This window comes from Vibrio splendidus, assembly GCF_002873455.1.
GTDB lineage: Bacteria > Pseudomonadota > Gammaproteobacteria > Enterobacterales > Vibrionaceae > Vibrio > Vibrio splendidus_J.
Genome location: NZ_MCUN01000014.1, coordinates 22973 through 43388 on the forward strand (window position 1 = coordinate 22973; position 20416 = coordinate 43388).

Sequence of the window (20416 nt, forward strand, 5' to 3'; positions counted from 1 at the left end):
TCCAAGTTAGTTCGACTCATATTGATATCAGCGCAGGCTTCCCTGCACCTTTGTGATTCATTTTTAAGCCTTGTTTAAGGGCCTCTAAGCCTTGATAAAGAGAGCCATCGATTCTAGATGACTGGTATGTGGGAACATGTCCAACATACCTAGCTTGGCTAATTGATAGCCTTGTTTTTCTAAGCTCTCAGAATCTCTAGCTAGAGTAGCAGGATTACACGAAACATAAACCACGCGCTTCGCTCCTAACCCTGAAATTTGATCAACGATCCCACTCGCTCCAGCACGTGCTGGATCAAGTAAGATTTTATCAAATCTTTCTTTTGCCCAAGGCTGTGAAGACAGCTCTTCTTCAAGGTTCGCTTGGTAGAATTCTGTATTGCTCAATTGATTCAAAGTCGCGTTAGACGTTGCCTGTTGAACCATTTCATCGACACCTTCAACACCCACTACAAACGCAGATTGCTGTGCAATAGGCAAACTGAAGTTTCCTAAGCCACAAAACAGGTCAAGCACTCGCTCATCGGCTTGAGGCTCTAGCCACTCAATCGCTTGAGCAACCATTTGCTGGTTCACTTTCTGGTTAACTTGGATAAAGTGGTTTGGCTCAAAAGGCAATGTCACGCCTGTTTCACTGTAAGCTGGCGCATCACCAATTAAACGAATGAGCTTGTCTGTTTCAGGCATAGTATACAACGTGGCGCCTTCAGCTTTAGCGAGTGCAATCAATGCTTGCTCATCTTTCTCAACCAAAGGCTTAAGGTGACGCAGAACTATCACAGGGCCAGTATCGCCCAATACCAATTCAACGTGTCCTAAAGACGTAAGGTTGCTGAAAGTATTGAGTAAATTTTTCAGTTTTGGCAGCAATACATTAAGGCGAGGATCCAGTACGGCACAGTCGGTGATGTTTTCAATCTGCTTACTTTGTTTCTTACGGAAACCGAACTGAAGCAGCTGTGTCTTCTTATCAACAAATAGGCTGATACGCGCGCGACGTCGATAACCGGTTTCATCACCTACAATCGGTTCAACAACTTCAGTGTTAGCCGTTTGGTATTGGCTCATCAGGTGCGTCAAAGATTGCGATTTATGCTCAACCTGAGAAGCGTAACCAAGATGTTGAAGGTGACAGCCACCACACTGATTAAAGTGCTTACAGAATGGCTTTAAACGCAGCTCACTCGGTTTAAGTAATTTGATGAGTTTTGCTCGCGAAAACTTACTTTTGCTCTCAGTAAGTTGAATAACTACCTGCTCACCGGGCAATGAGCCATCAATGAAAACAGGTTTATTCTTCTGATAAGCGATGCCAGCGCCATTGTGATCCATTCGTTCAACCAAAACCGATTGATGCTTGGTCTCGAGTTGAGTTTTCTTTTTTGGTTGGAAAAAACGTGCCATTGCTTGTGCCTAATGTATCTTTTAATAAGTAATTGGTATCCAGGACTCACTATTATGTCTTGGAATCATTGTCGAACGTCACGGCTTTGATTAAGCTTACCGTTCACTTAACCGCCATTGTGTGCGTTATTTTCCCATATCCAGACCTCGATGTAATTAAAGAACATGACCAGATATGGCTTAAGAGCCCGTGTAATTACCTTAACTCTAGCTCCAACCTTAATTATTGGGTTGCTATTGAGTGCATTTTTCTCATTTAACCGCTATCAAGACCTTGAGGGGCAAGTGGTTAATACTGGTACTAGCATCATTGAACCGCTGGCAATTGCTAGTGAGTCAGGCATGAAGCTCGAAAGTCGAGAATCTGTTCGTCAACTTATTAGCTATGCGCATCGAAAAAATTCTAAGTTGGTTCGCAGTATCGCGGTGTTTGATGAACGTCATGAGTTGTTTGTGACTTCAAACTTCCACCCTGACTTTGAAAGCCTAACCTATCCGAAAGATAAACCCATCCCGCATTTAAGCTCATCGAACCTGCTCGATAATACGCTGATTCTTCGGACACCCATCATCGCCGAAGGCCAATACATCAACTCAGCTAACGGTCAGTCTCAAGCTAACCAAGCGATCGGCTATATTGCGATAGAGTTAGACTTATCGTCACTTCGATTGCAGCAGTATCAAGAAGTGTTCTCTGCCTTCTTGGTGTTGATTTTAGGGCTGGGACTTTCTGGTGTATTTGCTTTTCGCTTGATGCATGACGTCACCCAACCGATCACACACATGAAAAACATGGTCGACCGAATTCGTCGTGGTCATCTCGATGTGCGTATCGAAGGCAAAATGCACGGTGAGCTAGACTCACTGAAAAACGGTATCAACGCGATGGCGGTATCGCTATCAGAATATCACGTCGAGATGCAGCACAGTATCGACCAGGCTACGTCTGATCTGCGTGAAACCCTAGAGCAATTAGAGATTCAAAACGTTGAGTTAGACATTGCGAAAAAACGCGCTCAAGAAGCGGCTCGTGTTAAATCTGAGTTCTTGGCTAACATGTCTCACGAATTGAGAACACCGCTTAACGGTGTGATTGGCTTTACTCGTCAAATGCTTAAAACCCATCTATCGACCAGTCAAACAGATTACTTGCAAACCATTGAACGTTCAGCAAATAACCTACTCAGTATCATCAACGATATTCTTGATTTCTCGAAACTGGAAGCTGGTAAATTAGCGCTCGAGAACATCCCATTCGAGTTCCAAGCCAGCCTTGAAGAGGTTGTGAACCTTCAAGCGACCAACGCCCATGAGAAAGGCCTAGAGCTAACACTTAAGATAGACCCGAAAGTGCCACCAGGCGTTGTTGGTGACCCGCTGCGTATTCAGCAGATCCTAACCAACCTTGTTGGTAACTCAATCAAGTTTACGGAGCGTGGCAACATTGATATCAGCGTCGAGCTTCGTTCACAAAGCGAAGACAGCATCGAGTTGCAATTCATGGTTCGAGATACCGGTATTGGCATCTCTGAGCGCCAGCAAGCTCAGCTTTTCCAAGCCTTCAGCCAAGCAGATGCAAGCATCTCTCGTCGTTATGGCGGTACGGGCTTAGGCCTGGTCATCACCCAAAAACTGGTCAGCCAAATGGGCGGTGAGATCAGCTTAACCAGCCGTCTGCATCAAGGCTCAACCTTCTGGTTTACTTTGAGACTATCGACTACAGATATGCCGATGACTGAGTTGATTGAAACTCAGTGCCTGCAAGACAAGCAGCTGCTGCTTATCGAACCAAACATGCAAGCGGCATCGATTACTCAACAAATCTTAACCCAAGAAGGTTTAGTGGTAACGTATCGTTCGGTGATGCCTGATGAGTCGACTTCGTATGACTACGTTCTACTCAACCTAGCCGCGAACCAAGAGTATCAATTTGATACCGTGAGTGGTTGGGCGATTGGCGCAAAAGAGATCGCTCAAAACGTAATTATTGGTACGCCGAGTACAGAGCTTGCTCTGGGTGAGCAGTTGATGAAAGAGGTTGATGTTCAATGCATCACAAAACCTCTCTCTCGCAAAAAACTGCTGCAAACTCTCATATCTAACCAAGCGCCAACCTTGATTGCACCAGCCATTGAAACGCACTCAGAAGAGAAGCTGCCGCTCACTGTAATGGCGGTCGACGACAACCCAGCAAACCTTAAATTGATTACCGCGCTACTAAAAGAGCGAGTAGAGACAGTCATCAGTTGCACCAGCGGACAGAAGGCCATAGACAAGGCGAAGGAGACCCCGTTTGATATCATTTTCATGGATATCCAGATGCCGCAAATGGATGGTGTGACAGCCTGTAAGAATATAAAGAAACTAGCAAATAATGCGAATACCCCCGTCATTGCAGTCACTGCACACGCGATGGTTGGCGAGCGTGACCGTCTACTTGAAGCTGGCATGGATGACTACCTAACCAAGCCGATTGAAGAGCACGTGTTACAGCAAGTTCTGATTCATTGGAGCCCTACTTCTGAGGTTGAGCATATTGAAAAAATAGACCCAACCCACCCTGCAGTCTCTGCTGAAGTAGACAATAGCGTAGTTTCAGATTCTGAGGCTAACGTGCATAAGAATATCATCATTGATTGGCAAGCAGCTATGAAGCAAGCTGCCAACAAAGAAGACCTCGCACGCGATATGTTGCAAATGCTAGTCGACTTTATTCCAGAAGTTTATGAAGCAGCAGACAAAGCGATAGAAGACAGTGACTACCCAGTTGAAGAGCTGACACACATCATTCACAAGATGCATGGCAGCAGCTCATACAGCGGTGTACCAAGGCTGAAGTCGGTATGTGCGACGATAGAGAAAGAACTGCGTTCCGGCACTTCAGTTGAAGATATTGAACCGGAACTTTTCGAACTTCAGGATGAATTGGACAAGGTTCAAGCAACTGCGATCCATTACTTAAAACCAGCTAAGACCTAGCGATTACCTGTTACCAACCAATATTCGTAAGAAGGTTTACCAGCAAAAAAAAGCAGGCTCATAAGCTCTGCTTTTTTTGTCTAGAACCTAGGGTGCTAGATATAATACCAATCACAGTAAGTAAGTGTTCAGAAATAGCGCAGGAAAAAGGCTTGAGAACAAGGCGTGATTTTTTGATAAGTAGTTATTCTACGATAAAAAATTATAACGCAGTTATCGAGCGTTTTAACAAGCTAGGGTGACCAGTTATTTACTACGATTGGTATAAAGTAACGGTAATCGATTTACGACTCGAGTAGTACCGTCGCCACCGCATAATGGCGCTCATCTGAGATAGTCAGATGAATCGACTTTGTACCACTCGCTTCTGCGATTTCACGTGCCTTTTTATGTAGGCTTAGAACTGGCTTGCCATGCTCATCGTTCGATATTTCAAAATCGTGAAAGGTCACACCAAGCGCGATACCCGTGCCCAACGCCTTAGATGCCGCTTCTTTTGCAGCAAAGCGTTTTGCAAGGTAACGCCCTTTTTGTTTAAGTTGCTGGAATACTTCAAATTCAGAATCCGTCAAAATACGTTGAGCGAAAGCCGCACCACTTCGTGACAGTGCTTTTTCTACACGTTCTATTTCTGCGATATCTGTACCTAACCCAACAACAGCCATGTGTCCCCTACTACCAAACTTCTATCGATTCACTTTATCGATTCTACTGATTAACCGCTTAACGCTTACTACTAAACTAATGACGAGTTAAAGAACTAAGCGTTGTTGCGTGCTGTTTCCATCACGGCTTTCATATCTGCAACGGCTTTATTCAAACCATCAAAGACTGCGCGTCCCATGATCGAGTGACCGATGTTCAGCTCGTAAATCTCAGGAAGTGCCGCAATCGGCGCTACGTTGTGATAAGTCAGACCATGACCCGCATTCACTGTGATACCCAAATCATCTGCGTAGCTTGCGCCTGCAGCAATCTTTTTAAGCTCATCTTGCTGATCTTCTTCTGTTTTCGCATCAGCGTAATGACCAGTATGAAGCTCAATAAACGGCGCGCCACATGCTTTTGCTGCATCGATTTGCTCACGATCTGCATCGATAAACAGAGATACTTTGATACCCGCAGCCGACAGTTTTTCCGTCGCTGCTTTGATCTTTTCAAGTTGACCAACCACGTCCAAGCCGCCTTCCGTCGTCAGCTCTTCACGCTTTTCTGGAACCAGACAAACGAACTCAGGATTAGTATCGAGTGCAATTTGAACCATCTCGTCCGTCACAGCCATCTCTAAGTTCATGCGAGTCTGGATTGTCTCAGCAAGAATACGTACATCACGATCAACAATATGACGGCGATCTTCACGCAGGTGAATGGTAATGCCGTCAGCACCCGCACGTTCAGCAATTTCAGCTGCGTGTACTGGATCTGGGTATTTAGTACCACGTGCATTACGTAGTGTAGCAATATGGTCGATATTAACGCCTAAAAGGATTGAGCTCATTTTTCAATACTCCGTGCTCTAGAGAGGGCTATTGTTGGCATAAATAGCTCTCTACTTTTTAATGGTTTGCCGCCAAGATACGGCTTTAAGGCTATGCGTGTAAAGCGTTTTGCTGCTTTTAACTGCTCTTTAGTGATAAACCTACGTTCACTGATTGCGATAAGTTCATCGCCCATAAATGTCAGGTTATCTCGACGTACAGAAGCGATGAAACCTTTCTGCTCTCGATAGCGATAAGTCATGCTTGGATCGATCGCTTCACCAGTACCAGCACAATGCAAAAAGTCGACGCCATATCCCATAGCAGAAAGTAGAGCCAATTCAAAACGACGTAGCGCCGGCTCAGGGTTCTCATTATGAGCGAGTTCTGTTAAGGCATGAAGATAGTCATGAAAAAATGCAGGCATAGCCACTTCGGCCATCAACACTCGGCCAACTAGCTCATTGACATACATAGCGGAATACAGATTAATACCGGCAAGAGGAAGCCCCAAGCTGATCGGTTCAGCTTGGCGCAACGTTTTCATTGAACCATTGCCAGACCACTTAAGCAGTAGAGGCGTAAAAGGTTGCAATGCGCCTTTCAAATTAGAACGCTTACTCCGCGCACCTTTAGACATCAACGTCACCCGACCGTACTCTTCGCTGAAGACGTCCAGAATCAGGCTCGACTCACTGTATGGTCGACGGTGCAACACAAAGCATCGCTGTAACCCTTCGCTCAATAACTTACCCTTCTTACAGATACAAAAAGAGAGAGTTCGCACTCTCTCTTGTATTTATATTCAATTCAACTTTCTTAATATCAGAAAGTGACGTTCAATATATTATAGATCGTCGATGTAGCCTAACGAGCGAAGTGCACGCTCATCGTCAGCCCAACCAGACTTAACTTTAACCCAAGTCTCTAGGTAAACCTTACGACCGAACAGTTCTTCCATGTCGATACGAGCTTCACGACCAATCGTTTTGATCTTCTCGCCCGCTTTACCAATCACCATCTTCTTCTGACCAGTACGTTCAACAAGAATCAAAGCATTGATGTGGAAACCATCGTTATCAGGGTTGTAATCAAAACGCTCGATTTCAACCGTTACTGAGTAAGGTAGCTCTTCGCCTGTGAATCGCATCAGTTTTTCACGGATGATTTCAGAGGCCATAAAGCGCTGTGAGCGATCCGTTACGTACTCTTCAGGGAAGTGGTGCGTCGCTTTTGGTAAAGAGTTACGAACGTGCTTACGCAGTACATCGATATTCTTACCTTGCTTCGCCGAGATTGGCACAACATCAAGGAAGTCCATCTTCTTAGACACTTCCATCATGTGTTGCATCACGTCGGTACGGTCTTGAACGTTGTCTACCTTGTTAATACAAAGGACTACTGGGAAATCTGTTTTTCTCAGCTTGTTCAGTACCATTTCATCGTCGTCAGTCCAGTGAGTACCGTCAACAAGGAAAAATACTAGGTTCACATCGCTCAGTGAGCTGTTCGCCGCACGGTTCATCAAACGGTTTATTGCACGCTTTTCTTCGATGTGAAGTCCAGGAGTATCAACGTAGATCGCTTGGTAATCACCTTCAGTTTCTACACCCATAATACGGTGGCGTGTTGTCTGAGGTTTACGTGATGTGATCGAGATTTTCTGACCCAAAATATGGTTCAGAAGCGTCGATTTACCTACGTTTGGTCGACCCACGATAGCGATGAAGCCACAGTGTTGGTTTTCCGGTAGGCCCGTTTTTTTGCTATCAGATGAAAAGAATGCATCGATATCGAAATCTTGATTGTTATCAGACATTGCTTAGTTGCTCTAATGCTGTTTCAGCAGCCGCTTGTTCTGCCTTGCGGCGGCTAGTGCCTTTACCGATAACAGGTTTATCCACACCTGCCACTTCACACTCAACCGTAAACTCTTGGTTGTGTGCTTCACCTTTAATATTAGTCACTGTGTAGACAGGTAGGGGATTTCTTCGACCTTGTAAAAACTCTTGTAGGCGAGTTTTCGGATCTTTTTGAGATACACCAGGCTGAATAGACTCTAGGCGAGATTGGTACCAGCTTAAAATAATGCGGCGAACAACCTCGGTATCACTATCTAAATAGACAGCACCGATGATCGCTTCAACCGCATCCGCTAGAATAGAATCACGACGGAAACCGCCACTCTTCAACTCACCTGGACCTAATTTTAAGTAATCTCCTAGTTCGAATTCACGACCTAGTTCTGCCAATGTATGACCACGTACTAATGTTGCGCGCATGCGGCTCATATCACCTTCGTTTACCTTAGGAAAACGGTGGTAAAGATCATCAGCGATAACAAAACTTAAAATTGAATCGCCCAGAAACTCAAGACGTTCGTTATGTTTACCTGCGGCGCTACGGTGAGTCAGCGCCAAATGGATAAGATCGGCATCATTAAACTGATAGCCAATCTTTCTCTCTAGTTTATCAATTGGAGAATTCATGCTCTCTCGATGTGTTATGTGATCGATTAGTGAATCCCACCGATGCGATTAAAACGCACACCAGTAGGAATCCATGTTGGAAGTACACTGTCTGAACCGCGTTCGAATTCGAAGCTGATCCAAATAGCAACGGCCTTACCAACAAGGTTTGCTTCAGGGACAAAGCCCCAGTAACGGCTGTCAGCACTGTTGTCACGGTTATCACCCATAACAAAGTATTGGCCTTCTGGAACGATCCACTCGTTAACACCATTGCGAGGTTGATATGCTTGCACACGATCACGGCGTAATGGGTTAACTAAGATTTGGTGCTCCACGTCACCCAGCTGTTCATTCAGCTGAATCAGAGGCACACCGTCTTGAATAAACTGGCTTTCTTCAACGTGACTTAGTTTCACTGGTTCACAGCTACTTGTACCCTTAGCTTGAATGCAGACCTCTTTGCGACTGCTGTAGCGAATTGTGTCGCCAGGCATACCAACAACACGTTTGATGTAGTCGATATTCGGCTGAGGTGGGTACTTAAATACGATTGAGTCACCGCGTTCTGGCTTGCCTGTTTCTACCAACTGAGTGCGCCATACTGGGTCTTTTAGACCGTACGCGTACTTCTCTACTAAGATGAAATCACCAACCAAAAGGGTTGGCATCATCGAACCAGATGGGATTTGAAACGGTTCATAGATGAATGAACGCAAGATCAAAACAAATGCAATTACCGGGAAAATGGACACACTGTTCTCAACCCACCAAGGCTGAGCCGTAACTTTTGCGCTGGTTTCAGCGTCTAGGCCATTCGATTGTGCTTCAACGTTAGCCAGTTTTTGTTGACGCTTCTTCGCCCACACAAACTTTTCCAACGCCCATACAATGCCGGTCACTAGAGTTACGATCACTAAGATAAGCGAAAATGTATTAGCCATTGATATCCCTTAAATTTCATTTCTTTAAAAATAACGAAAGTGAAAGAGTAGCGAGCTACTCTTTCACTTTCAATTATTCGTTTAATGCTGGATAAAGTTAATCTTTGCCAACATGAAGGATTGCAAGGAAAGCTTCTTGAGGCAGTTCAACGTTACCGATCTGCTTCATACGCTTCTTACCTTCTTTTTGTTTCTTAAGAAGTTTCTTCTTACGACTGATATCACCACCGTAACATTTTGCGATTACGTTCTTACGCAGTTGTTTCACTGTAGAACGAGCAATGATGTGGTTACCAATCGCTGCTTGAATCGCGATATCGAACATTTGACGAGGGATGAACTCTTTCATCTTCTCAACCAATAGACGACCACGAGACTGTGCAATATCTTTGTGCGTAATGATAGCCAGTGCATCAACTGTTTCGCCGTTAAGCAATACGTCTACACGAACCATGTTCGACATTTCAAAACGTTGGAAGTTGTAATCCAGTGACGCATAGCCACGAGATGTCGATTTCAAACGGTCGAAGAAGTCTAGAACTACTTCTGCCATTGGCAGGTCGTAAGTCACAGCAACTTGCTTACCGTGATAAACCATATCAACTTGAACACCACGTTTTTCTACACACAAGGTAATGACGTTACCTAGGTAGTCAGACGGCACAAGGATATTACAACGAGCGATAGGCTCACGAATTTCTTCTACATCATTAGTCGCAGGCAGTTTAGCTGGGCTATCAACGTAAAGAACGCTGCCATCCGTTTTTACAACTTCGTACACTACGGTTGGTGCCGTAGTGATTAGATCTAGGTCGTATTCACGCTCTAAACGCTCTTGGATGATCTCCATGTGAAGCATTCCTAAGAAGCCACAACGGAAACCAAAGCCAAGTGCTGCTGAACTTTCTGGTTCGTAGAACAGTGATGCATCGTTCAGGCTTAATTTGCCTAGTGCGTCACGGAAGTTTTCGTAATCATCAGACGATACTGGGAATAGACCTGCATATACCTGAGGCTTCACTTTTTGGAAACCAGGTAGACGTTCAGTGCTGCCGCCTTTTGCAAGCGTCAACGTATCACCAACAGGTGCGCCAAGGATGTCTTTAATACCACAAACAACCCAACCAACTTCACCAGTATTTAGCTCAGTTGTGTCGATTTGCTTAGGTGTGAAGATACCTAGACGGTCAACACCCCAAACTTGGTCTGTCGACATCACTTTAATCTTGTCGTTCTTCTTCAGCTTACCGTTCTTGATACGAACCAAAGAAACAACACCTAAGTAGTTATCGAACCAAGAGTCGATGATCAGCGCTTGTAGCGGCGCTTCTGGATCACCTTCTGGTGGTGGGATAGCCGTTACGATGTTTTCAAGAACGTCGTCAACACCGATACCGGTTTTTGCAGAACAACGCGTCGCTTCCATCGCATCGATACCAACGATCTCTTCGATTTCTTCAGCAACACGCTCAGGTTCAGCTGCAGGTAAGTCAATCTTGTTCAAGATTGGCACTACTTCCAGTTCCATTTCGATCGCGGTGTAACAGTTTGCTAGAGTTTGTGCTTCAACACCTTGACCAGCATCCACAACCAATAGCGCGCCTTCACAAGCAGCTAGAGAACGAGATACTTCGTAAGAGAAATCTACGTGTCCTGGAGTGTCGATAAAGTTAAGTTGGTAAGTTTCACCATCTTTCGCTTTGTAATCTAAAGTCACACTCTGCGCTTTAATTGTAATACCACGCTCGCGTTCTATATCCATAGAATCGAGGACTTGAGCTGCCATCTCACGTTCACTTAATCCTCCACAAACTTGGATTAAGCGGTCAGAAAGGGTCGACTTACCGTGGTCGATGTGGGCGATAATCGAAAAATTACGAATGTGCTTCATAGGCTTGGTGTGACTAAACTCTTTGAATAGGGATAATAAGAAAGCCGCGACACGTCCAATCTAGATTCAGCATTGGTGGCGGCATTTCAATCAAGTTGGCAGATTCTACCCAATTTAAGGGCAAGAAGCATCATAAATTAGACGAGAGGCTCACCTAGGATTCGAATCAAGACGACTTCTTGCTTGGATTTGTCTTCCATTGGTTTGGCTAAGCGCTTCGCTAAGGCAATCCCACCAGCAGTGAACAGCGCTGCACTGAGTATGACTATCCCCTCGCCCCCTTGGAGTAAGGGTTGTAACAAGAGTTGTCCAAAACCAGCACCAATCATCAACATGAAAAGTGGGATGAGATAAACGATCGCAGCCGACTGAAGTAGGCTTTTTTCTGGAAAGCCAATTTCTACGATTTGTCCTGCTTTGACTAAGCTTTTGGTTTTAAGCTGCCAAAACAAGGATTTATTGCCAACAGCCTTGGTAACAATACCCGTTCCGCAGCTTTTTTGAGAGGAACAGCTGCTGCAACTGGTTTGTTGTTCGCAGCTCAGTTGAACAAAGTATTGTTGACCGCTTTGTTCAACTGAACTAACCGTTGCCAGCGCAGTCATCATTGCGCTGATACCGGTTTATTGAACGTAACTGATTGAGCAATACGTTTGGCGGTTGCTGGCGGAATATCACCAACCACAGAGATTTCTTTGTCGCCAATCACTAAGCTGTGTAAGGTTCTGCGTCCTTGGCGTACCAACTGCCCTTTTAATGAATGTTCGTCTTTATCGGCGATATAAACCGAAAAGCTAAACAATCCATCACTGAAAAGTTGGCTTTCAACCATTTTATCGGTCGCTGCCATTTGATAACGGCTAAGCTCTTTTGACTTAAACCCTTCCGGTATCCAAGAGGCTTGCCAATTAGTTTCACTCACTAGGCCTTCCGGCAGTGATAAGACTTTCGGCAATTGAGCTTGATTCAAGCCACCCATTGCCTCAGCAATCTTATCGTTCACCACATAAGAAATGGTGCGGTACTGTTCAAGCACTTCGCCATCACGATCCAACAGATCGGCACGCAAAGGTAGACTCGTTTTTTCGTCAACCCAAACGACATAAGAGTAACGAAGGCCATCTTTCGGCACCACGCGCAATACTTGAGTTGTGCTACCCGCTTCGCGAGCACGCCCAACTTTTACAAAGTCGTAGTACTGGTTGAGAGAGTCGATATCTCGATTGATCATCGGAATAACAGGCGCCACCATACTGCCAGATTGAATGGTAAACGGTTCGGTACCGGGTTCAATATAACTAACTTCATCACCACGTCGAATAACTTCACGGATAGGCCCGCTCAAGTAAACCAGATGTGCGAGTTGCTGGTCGTCGTTAACTGCATGACGATAAAGCAGAGGTTCAATACTGCTCTTCTTTATCAATATGTAGGAGAGTTCGTAATTTAGATGCTGACTGGCCTCGTTCATCTGATGCAACAACGCCTTTGCAGTAGGTTCCTCTGCAAAGGCTGCTGGAGACATCAAGCTGAACAGTGTCAGTGCACTGACCAGGATTTTCTTCATTCAATGTCCGATTCTAGAGGTGCATTATCCATTGGCGATGCATCACTGTTTAATCTTAGCTGCAGTTCATAATCTTCTAACATTGCATGAACACGTTTACGTTGTTCTTGCAAGTTAGCCTCAGATGCAGGCTTTTCAACAGAATCACGCGTCAAGCTTACTGGTTCCGCAGAACCCGCAAATGGTATCGTCTGGAGTACAGGCAACTGCTCTGGAGCTGCAGGGTCGCTGCCACCATATTGTTGAACACCTAAAACAACGGCTAATGAAACACACGCTGCCACGGCAACTTGTCCAAACTGTTGTAACCATGCTGGAAGCTGACGCTTCGCTTGCTGAGGTTTAGGCTGCTCTTCAATAGGAGCAACAGTAGGTTCACCATGCACTTGGTGCAGGTTCGGCATTGCACTATGTGCAGGCTCATTATCAAGCGCTGCCGCAACACTGTTAGCAATGTTCCACTCTGGAGTTTCTGGCGAATCCCCACGCATAACATCACCAATTAGATGGTAACTCTGCCAGGTATCCATGCTTTCTTGATCAGATTCGAGATCTACAATGAGAGCTTTATCGATCGTTTCACCATCCATGAGTGCCGAAAGCTTTTCTTTATCAGCCATTATTTTCACCATAATTATTACAAGTTCTAGCGTTGCAAAAGAGGCTTAATTTTCTTTTCCACCGCTTCACGAGCTCGGAAAATACGCGAACGTACGGTTCCTACAGGGCAATCCATTACTTCTGCAATCTCTTCGTAGCTCAAACCTTCGAGCTCACGCAACGTCATTGCAGTTTTTAAGTCTTCTGGTAGCGCTTCAATCGCTCCAAAAACGACTTGTTTCAATTCGTTTGACAGCGTTAAGTTCTCAGGGTTCGATATTTCTTTTAACGCGCTGCCTGTTTCATAATATTCTGCATCTTCTGCATCTACATCTGTTGCTGGCGGCCTACGGGTCTGGGCAACGATATGATTTTTAGCGGTGTTCACGGCAATTCGGTACAACCATGTATAGAAGGCACTCTCGCCACGAAAGTTAGGTATCGCGCGGTAAGCTTTAATAAAAGCTTCTTGTGCTACATCTGGTACATCACCGGAATTATTCACGTATCGAGAGATAAGATTACAGACTTTGTTTTGATACTTAACTACCAATAAGTTAAATGCCTGCTTATCTCCACTCTGAACTCGCTCAATCAACACTTGATCGGTTAGCTGCTCGTTCATTCGAGCGGGTACTCCTATTGTTATAGCCCTTACCTTCACAGATATGGGTACTAATTATGCGAAATGTAGTATTGACACCACCGTCTACAAGAGCACTATTGTGACTAAGCCAAATACTGAAAGTTCCAACTTTCTTAAAATTATTTGCCATTATTGTTTCACAATGTGATGTAATAAAAATAGTTATCCCTATCAATTTAGGGAAACTTGAGCAAAAGCAATGGTATTGAGCAATTAAATATTTCTAGATAGCTGTCTATATCTTGATTCTGCGTAACGTTTTAGGACGACTTGGGAGATTATAACAGTCTTACCGCAACTCCTAAAACAAGACAAGGTCAATTGAGAGTGGGCAACTCGACTATAGCCCGGGATTGAATAAGTTTTATGAACGCAAACCGTGAACATCAGTGTGATGTATTAGTGGTAGGAAGTGGTGCGGCAGGCTTGTCATTAGCCTTACGTGTAGCAGAACATGCAAAAGTAATTGTATTGAGCAAAGGACCACGCAGCGAAGGATCGACGTATTACGCACAAGGTGGTATAGCTGCAGTGTTCGATGAGTCGGACAGTATTGAGTCTCATGTTGAAGATACTCAAATTGCAGGGGCTGGGTTATGCGAAGAAGATACCGTTCAATTCATTGCTGAAAATGCTAAAGAGTGTGTGCAATGGCTCATTGATGGTGGTGTTCCATTTGATAAAGATGAGAACAGCACCGAAGGCCAACCCAAATATCACCTCACTCGTGAGGGTGGCCACAGTCACCGCCGAATTCTGCACGCTGCCGATGCAACTGGCATGGCGATGCAAACCTCACTGCAAGATAACGTCAACAATCACCCAAATATCGAGATTTTCGAGCGTCACAATGCGCTAGATTTGATCACAGAAGATAAGGTTGGTGGTTCGAAAGACAAGGTTATCGGTGCCTACATTTGGAACCGTAACCAAGAACACGTTGAAACCGTGCGCGCTAAATTTGTTGTACTAGCAACTGGCGGCGCCTCAAAGGTTTACCAATACACCTCTAACCCAGATGTTTCTTCAGGTGATGGTATTGCTATCGCTTGGCGTGCGGGTTGCCGTGTAGCAAATCTTGAGTTCAACCAGTTCCACCCGACTTGCTTGTTCCACCCAGAAGCACGTAACTTCCTACTGACGGAAGCATTGCGTGGTGAAGGTGCCTACCTGCGTCGTCCAGACGGTTCTCGCTTCATGAAAGACTTCGATGAACGCGGTGAACTGGCTCCGCGTGATGTGGTTGCTCGTGCAATTGACTTCGAAATGAAGCGCCTAGGTGCTGACTGCATGTATGTTGATATCAGCCACAAGCCTGAAGAATTCATCACAACGCATTTCCCAATGATCCATACTCGTTTGATGGATTTGGGGATTGATATGACCAAAGAGCCAATCCCTATCGTGCCAGCCGCTCACTACACTTGTGGTGGTGTCATGGTGAATAAACAAGGTCAAACCGACCTAACGAATCTATATGCGATTGGTGAAGTGAGTTATACAGGCTTACACGGTGCAAACCGTATGGCTTCAAACTCATTACTTGAATGTGTGGTATACGCATGGGCAGCAGCAAAAGATATCGTTGAAAACATCGACCAATCTCAACTGTGTGCTGAACTGCCTGCATGGGACGAAAGCCAAGTCACCAACAGTGATGAAGAAGTGATCATTCAGCATAACTGGCACGAGCTAAGATTATTCATGTGGGATTACATGGGTATTGTTCGTACGGATAAACGTCTAGAGCGTGCAATGCGTCGTATTCAGATGCTGCAGCAAGAAACTCATGAGTACTACAGCTACTTTAAGGTTTCGAATAACCTATTAGAACTGCGTAACTTGCTACAAGTAGCTGAGTTAATGGTTCGCTGTGCGATGCAACGTAAAGAGAGCCGCGGCTTACACTACACGTTGGATTACCTAGAACTTGCAAAAGACAGTGGCCCAACGATTCTGACGCCAGAGAGAAACCAGTCGTAATCATTATTTGAAAGCTATTAGCTAATCAACTAAACGCAATCAAACGAAAAGGAGCCTAGTGCTCCTTTTTCTTTTATCTCGCGTTCTCATTTGCTTCGTGCGCTCGTTGTAAGTTCGCCAGAAAGTGGCGATATTCACGCTCACGACAACTATCTCGCCAAAGCATTACCGAATGCCCACATTCGAATTTTAATTTGACGAAAAACTGTGCCCAAATTTTATCAACGGACTTAAGTCTATAGGATTGGTCATTGAGTCGAATCTCGCCATCTTCTTTATAGTCAAAGCATCCATGTGCTGTATTCAAGATTACATGATTGGCTTTAAACAAACAGAACATTAAAGCTAAACAATAGAGGGCAACAACGAGCGGGATAGAAGAAAAGACGATGAAAAACAAAAGGCACCCAGAAACAGTGCCTTTTGCAAATAATGCGGAATATGAAGGTTTAAGCTGAAGCTTAACGAACCTTGCTGAGGTTATGCGCGACAATTTTATCAACCATTGAAGCATGGCCTAGATTTTCACTGCGCCCATGTCCCATAACCCAAGTAAACAAATCTGGATCATCACACTCAAGTAGAGAAACAAACTCGCGCTGTTCCTGCTCTTGCAATGAATCAAAACACTCTTCAAAAAATGGCATGATGACTACATCAAGTTCTAACATGCCACGACGGCAACCCCATTTAATTCGTGCTTTCTGCTCTGCAGTGTACATTGGCTATCCTCACCTATAATTTTTCTTTCTCGGAGTGTAACAAGTCATACGCTCTGCAACTACTATGTGAGTCACAGTCCCTATCTAAGCTCACAAAAAACCTAGGCTGACAAAGAAACAGAACCGGATTAACATAGAGCCAAATAAAATTCTTAGGAAAGATAAAATGGATTGGAAAAACACATTTCAGCCGCTCGCTCATACGCAAAATGAATCGCTTCCAGAACTGATGATCACACACGTGTCAGACTGGAGCGCAATCACCATGATAGGCGACGACAAAAAGTCGTACCTACAAGGTCAAGTAACGTGCGATGTCGTCACTCTTCCTAATGATGAATCTACATTAGGCGCGCATTGTGATGCGAAAGGAAAGGTTTGGAGTATCTTTCGTTTGTTCCACCACAATGGTGGCTACGCACTTATGCAGCCTAAATCGGCAATTGAAGTCGAGTTAGTTGAAATCAAAAAATACGCCGTGTTCTCTAAAATTGATATCGAGCAGACGTCTGACGTTGTTATCGGAATCATGGGCACTTCAGCGGACCAATACGTTGATTCGATTGCCAAGGGTCAAGGTAAAGTGCGTGTTATCTCTGGTGGCACAGCGGTTCAAGTCTCTGACAACCGTTGGGCTCTACTTGTTACGCAAGAAGCAGCAGAAGCCTTGGTATCAAGCAGCACTGCAGAAAAAGTATCGGAAGCGCTTTGGCAGTATCATGAAATTCTTGATGCTCAGCCGAACCTATCGAAAGCAGAGCAAAACGAGCACATCCCTCAAGCGCTTAACCTGCAAGCGATTGGCGGTATCAGCTTTTCAAAAGGCTGCTACACAGGTCAAGAAACGGTTGCTCGCGCTAAGTACCGTGGCATGAACAAGCGTGAGATGCGCATTGTTTCTGGAACAACTTCAGATGTACTGTGTCTAGAGAATACGATTGAACTAGAACGTAGCGTGGGTGAAAACTGGCGTGGGGCAGGCCGACTATTAAACGTGTATCAATTTGCTGATAACCACGCGATTGGTTTGATGGTGCTACCAAACAACCTTGATGACGATGTTCAGCTTCGATTGACAGCACAACCTGACCAAGTGTGGAACATTCGGCCACTGCCATACAGCCTTGACGAAGAGTAACCACGTGGAAACACTGATTACACAATGGTTGGATCAACAGCAGGTGAACTATCGCCTGCTGATGCAAAGTAAACCAACCACCAGCATTGAAGAAACCGCACAAGAGCGAGGCATCGATGCCTCTCAAATGGTGAAGTGCATCCTGCTCAAAGATATGGGCAACCAATATGCATTGGCCTGTACTGCTGGTGATCGCTCTGTCGACCCCAAGAAAGTACGCTCGGTACTGAATTGCCGTCGAATGACCTGTGTATCACTCGCTGATGTTGAAACGGTCACAGGGTTTAAGGCTGGGTGTGTTGGCCCTCTTGCTCTAAAGAGATACATGCCGATCATTTTTGATCCTTCAATTCAAAAAAACTCGACGGTTACTATTAGCTCGGGTGATCGAATGGCTGGTGTTGCGCTGGATCCCAATGATCTTATGGCCCTTTGCGCACCAATCGTTGCTGACATCAGTCGATGATCTTTTCGATCGCGTCATCGTCCGCAAACTTCAGTACAACTTCTCATTGAATACATTTTTAGTGTGAAGTTCGTCATAAGAAGAACATGCCAGCAGTAAATAGTTACTCAAAATAAAAGCATAAGTAGTCACAGGGGTGGATTTACGTTATTGTAAATTTACTGACTAGCTTTTAAGCAAATCAGTACAAGTGAATCCACTGAGTAACATCAGTATCCACTTTTGTGTAATGCATCTGTGACTATTCGCCCGTTTTAGACGGGCTTTTTTTTATCAAAAATTTACAATTTGATTACACAAACAAAAAAATCCCGCCTATTCTTATACTTGTAACATTATCACTGCTTAATACCAGACAGGAAAGTTCACAGCAGTTCACTACTCAGTATTATTTTGGGGAGGAGCTCACGTAAAAATAGATATTTACTGAAGAAAGTGCTTAGAACAGCACAAATATCTAATTAACGTCAACTCTACTGCATATTACTCCATGCGTATCACAATTATCATCTCGGAGTTTTTCTATAATATGCAGGCTAGGTAAATATAAGGATAATTAAAATGAGACTGTTTAAGCGCTATACACCGAGTATGATTGCTAAGCATGTAAGTCGACTTTTCAAAGGACGAATCTACATTTACGGTGTAGGAAAATTTGAGTTTGATAACGGTAAACTCGTACTGCCAGACCGAGCAGAAAAACGACACTTTAAGACAGTAAAAGAAATAAATAGTGAAATCATGAAACTACGCTGCGCATACGCATGACTTGATTACCTACAGAATTAAAAACAAAAAGGGTTGGCATAATGCCAACCCTTTTTTCGTATTCGTGATGCAGTAAATTACGGTTAGTTATCAGATACCAGTTAATGGCTGTCAACAGCAGCGCATCACTCTCGACTATCGATGCGTAACTGGACGCTTGGCTAGATCAGGAAGATTGCCTGACAAACCCAGAGCTCGCTTCATGATCTCATCTTTCGCACCCGGTAATTGACCAGCGAGTTTCATACCAATACCGCGAATCAGCTTCTTGGCTGGGTTATCGCCTTCAAACAGATCTTTAAAGCCCTGCATTGAAGCAATCATCTTCGCCGCCTCAGCTTTTCTCCAGCGTTCATAACCACGAAGATTACGTTTAGTACCAATGTCCTCGCCAGCAGCCCATAGCGTTAACAGTTCTTGCGCTAAGCTTGCTGCGTCTAATAGGCCAAGGTTCACGCCTTGCCCTGCTAACGGGTGAATCGTATGAGCAGCATCACCAACCAAAGCGACACGCTCTACAGCAAAGTCACGTGCATAACGCATGCGCAGTGGGAAGGCAAAACGCTCACCAACCACTTCACATAAACCAAGTTTTGAGTCGAACTCAGCCGTTAGCTGCTTATTAAAATCAGCATCCGACATTGATACAAGCTTCTCGGCACGATTAGGCTCCGTAGACCAAACGATCGAGCTCATGTGGCTTGGCTGCATTGGTAGGAATGCCAATGGCCCTTGTGGTGTGAATATCTGACGAGCAACGCTGTGGTGTTGCTCTGTGGTCTTAATATTCGCGACAATCGCGCTGTGTCCGTAATCCCAATGTGTTAATGGAATATCTTGTTGTTTGCGAACCCAAGAGTTTGCGCCGTCCGCTCCAACAACCAACTTAGCGGTCAATGCTTGGCCATTATCTAGCGTTAGCCATGCTTCGCTTTCACCAATCGCCATCGTTTTGCACGTCGCGGGCATGTACAGGCTGACATTATCTTGCTTCTTCACCTGATCAAGCAGCGCGAGTTGAATCACACGGTTCTCAACAATATGACCGAGATTCGGCTGAGCCAAACGTGTCGAGTCAAACTCAATACGAGCAAAGCTATCTTGTTCCCACACCTCCATCGCTTGATAAGGTGCTGCACGTCTTTGTTCAATGCCTTGCCATGCGCCTAGGTTACGAAGAATCACTTCACTAGAGCGGCTCAATGCCGACACACGCACATCAGGCAATTCGCTAAGCCCTTCACTGGGTGCCCTGCCTTCAATGACGGCAATTCTTAAGTCACTGTCTTTCAACGCAGCAGCAAGCGCTAGGCCAACCATGCCTCCACCAACAATCGCGATATCAACACTTTGCATCATTAT

General features: G+C 44.8%; 20 protein-coding genes. 5 read left to right on the plus strand and 15 right to left on the minus strand.

What is annotated here, in order from left to right; all coding sequences use genetic code 11:
• Positions 1-84: 84 nt before the first annotated feature.
• Positions 85-1404: a 23S rRNA (uracil(1939)-C(5))-methyltransferase RlmD gene (rlmD, locus tag BCU75_RS14510; RefSeq protein WP_102474286.1), complete on the minus strand. Its 1320-nt coding sequence runs from the start codon at positions 1402-1404 to the stop codon at positions 85-87.
• Between the two features lie 165 nt (positions 1405-1569).
• Here rlmD and barA point away from each other — a divergent pair, with 165 nt between their 5' ends.
• Entirely contained in the window at positions 1570-4383 is a 2814-nt protein-coding gene (gene barA / locus BCU75_RS14520; protein WP_102474287.1) for a two-component sensor histidine kinase BarA, read from the plus strand.
• A gap of 284 nt (positions 4384-4667) precedes the next feature.
• Here barA and acpS read toward each other — a convergent pair whose 3' ends face one another.
• The 11 genes from acpS to rpoE form a co-directional block, all read right to left on the minus strand.
• On the minus strand, positions 4668-5048 hold the full coding sequence (gene acpS / locus BCU75_RS14525) for a holo-ACP synthase (protein WP_102474288.1): 381 nt from the start codon (positions 5046-5048) through the stop codon (positions 4668-4670).
• Between the two features lie 95 nt (positions 5049-5143).
• Positions 5144-5881, minus strand: a complete 738-nt coding sequence (gene pdxJ, locus BCU75_RS14530; protein ID WP_009847651.1) for a pyridoxine 5'-phosphate synthase — start codon at positions 5879-5881, stop codon at positions 5144-5146.
• Positions 5878-6606 carry a DNA repair protein RecO gene (recO, locus tag BCU75_RS14535; protein WP_102474289.1) on the minus strand — a complete coding sequence of 243 codons (729 nt, stop codon included), beginning with the start codon at positions 6604-6606 and terminating at the stop codon, positions 5878-5880. The genes pdxJ and recO overlap by 4 nt, the downstream gene beginning before the upstream one ends.
• A gap of 102 nt (positions 6607-6708) precedes the next feature.
• Positions 6709-7680 (minus strand): GTPase Era, encoded by a 972-nt coding sequence (gene era / locus BCU75_RS14540; protein WP_004735384.1) that lies wholly within the window; start codon positions 7678-7680, stop codon positions 6709-6711.
• A complete protein-coding gene (rnc, locus tag BCU75_RS14545; RefSeq protein ID WP_004735383.1) occupies positions 7673-8350 on the minus strand; it encodes a ribonuclease III in 678 nt (225 codons plus the stop codon). Before rnc ends, era begins: the two co-directional genes overlap by 8 nt.
• Positions 8351-8376: 26 nt before the next feature.
• Complete coding sequence (gene lepB, locus BCU75_RS14550) at positions 8377-9273, minus strand: signal peptidase I (protein WP_065110781.1); 897 nt, start codon at positions 9271-9273, stop codon at positions 8377-8379.
• A 97-nt stretch (positions 9274-9370) separates the two neighbouring features.
• Entirely contained in the window at positions 9371-11164 is a 1794-nt protein-coding gene (gene lepA, locus BCU75_RS14555) for a translation elongation factor 4 (RefSeq protein ID WP_076678799.1), read from the minus strand.
• A gap of 137 nt (positions 11165-11301) precedes the next feature.
• Positions 11302-11772, minus strand: a complete 471-nt coding sequence (locus tag BCU75_RS14560) for a SoxR reducing system RseC family protein (RefSeq protein ID WP_017084321.1) — start codon at positions 11770-11772, stop codon at positions 11302-11304.
• A complete protein-coding gene (gene rseB / locus BCU75_RS14565) occupies positions 11769-12731 on the minus strand; it encodes a sigma-E factor regulatory protein RseB (RefSeq protein ID WP_076678800.1) in 963 nt (320 codons plus the stop codon). The genes BCU75_RS14560 and rseB overlap by 4 nt, the downstream gene beginning before the upstream one ends.
• Positions 12728-13351 carry a sigma-E factor negative regulatory protein gene (locus tag BCU75_RS14570; protein WP_076678801.1) on the minus strand — a complete coding sequence of 208 codons (624 nt, stop codon included), beginning with the start codon at positions 13349-13351 and terminating at the stop codon, positions 12728-12730. Before BCU75_RS14570 ends, rseB begins: the two co-directional genes overlap by 4 nt.
• Positions 13352-13377: 26 nt before the next feature.
• Positions 13378-13956, minus strand: a complete 579-nt coding sequence (gene rpoE, locus BCU75_RS14575; protein WP_102474290.1) for an RNA polymerase sigma factor RpoE — start codon at positions 13954-13956, stop codon at positions 13378-13380.
• Between the two features lie 387 nt (positions 13957-14343).
• Here rpoE and nadB point away from each other — a divergent pair, with 387 nt between their 5' ends.
• Positions 14344-15960 (plus strand): L-aspartate oxidase, encoded by a 1617-nt coding sequence (gene nadB / locus BCU75_RS14580; RefSeq protein WP_102474291.1) that lies wholly within the window; start codon positions 14344-14346, stop codon positions 15958-15960.
• 73 nt (positions 15961-16033) lie between these two features.
• Here the strand turns inward: nadB and BCU75_RS24770 are convergent, their stop codons facing one another.
• The gene (locus BCU75_RS24770; RefSeq protein ID WP_339385708.1) at positions 16034-16474 is read right to left on the minus strand and encodes a protein YgfX; all 441 of its coding nucleotides are present in this window, start codon (positions 16472-16474) and stop codon (positions 16034-16036) included.
• On the minus strand, positions 16422-16682 hold the full coding sequence (locus BCU75_RS14590) for a succinate dehydrogenase assembly factor 2 (protein WP_004735374.1): 261 nt from the start codon (positions 16680-16682) through the stop codon (positions 16422-16424). Before BCU75_RS14590 ends, BCU75_RS24770 begins: the two co-directional genes overlap by 53 nt.
• 166 nt (positions 16683-16848) lie before the next feature.
• On the opposite strand from BCU75_RS14590, the gene ygfZ reads away from it, so the two are divergent.
• From ygfZ to BCU75_RS14605, 3 genes are all read left to right on the plus strand, one after another.
• Positions 16849-17820 carry a tRNA-modifying protein YgfZ gene (ygfZ, locus tag BCU75_RS14595; RefSeq protein WP_102474293.1) on the plus strand — a complete coding sequence of 324 codons (972 nt, stop codon included), beginning with the start codon at positions 16849-16851 and terminating at the stop codon, positions 17818-17820.
• 4 nt (positions 17821-17824) lie between these two features.
• On the plus strand, positions 17825-18286 hold the full coding sequence (locus BCU75_RS14600) for an aminoacyl-tRNA deacylase (protein ID WP_102474294.1): 462 nt from the start codon (positions 17825-17827) through the stop codon (positions 18284-18286).
• A 561-nt stretch (positions 18287-18847) separates the two neighbouring features.
• The gene (locus BCU75_RS14605; protein WP_076678804.1) at positions 18848-19054 is read left to right on the plus strand and encodes a DUF1107 domain-containing protein; all 207 of its coding nucleotides are present in this window, start codon (positions 18848-18850) and stop codon (positions 19052-19054) included.
• A gap of 135 nt (positions 19055-19189) precedes the next feature.
• Here BCU75_RS14605 and BCU75_RS14610 read toward each other — a convergent pair whose 3' ends face one another.
• Positions 19190-20413 (minus strand): FAD-dependent 2-octaprenylphenol hydroxylase, encoded by a 1224-nt coding sequence (locus BCU75_RS14610; RefSeq protein ID WP_102474295.1) that lies wholly within the window; start codon positions 20411-20413, stop codon positions 19190-19192.
• Positions 20414-20416: the final 3 nt, after the last annotated feature.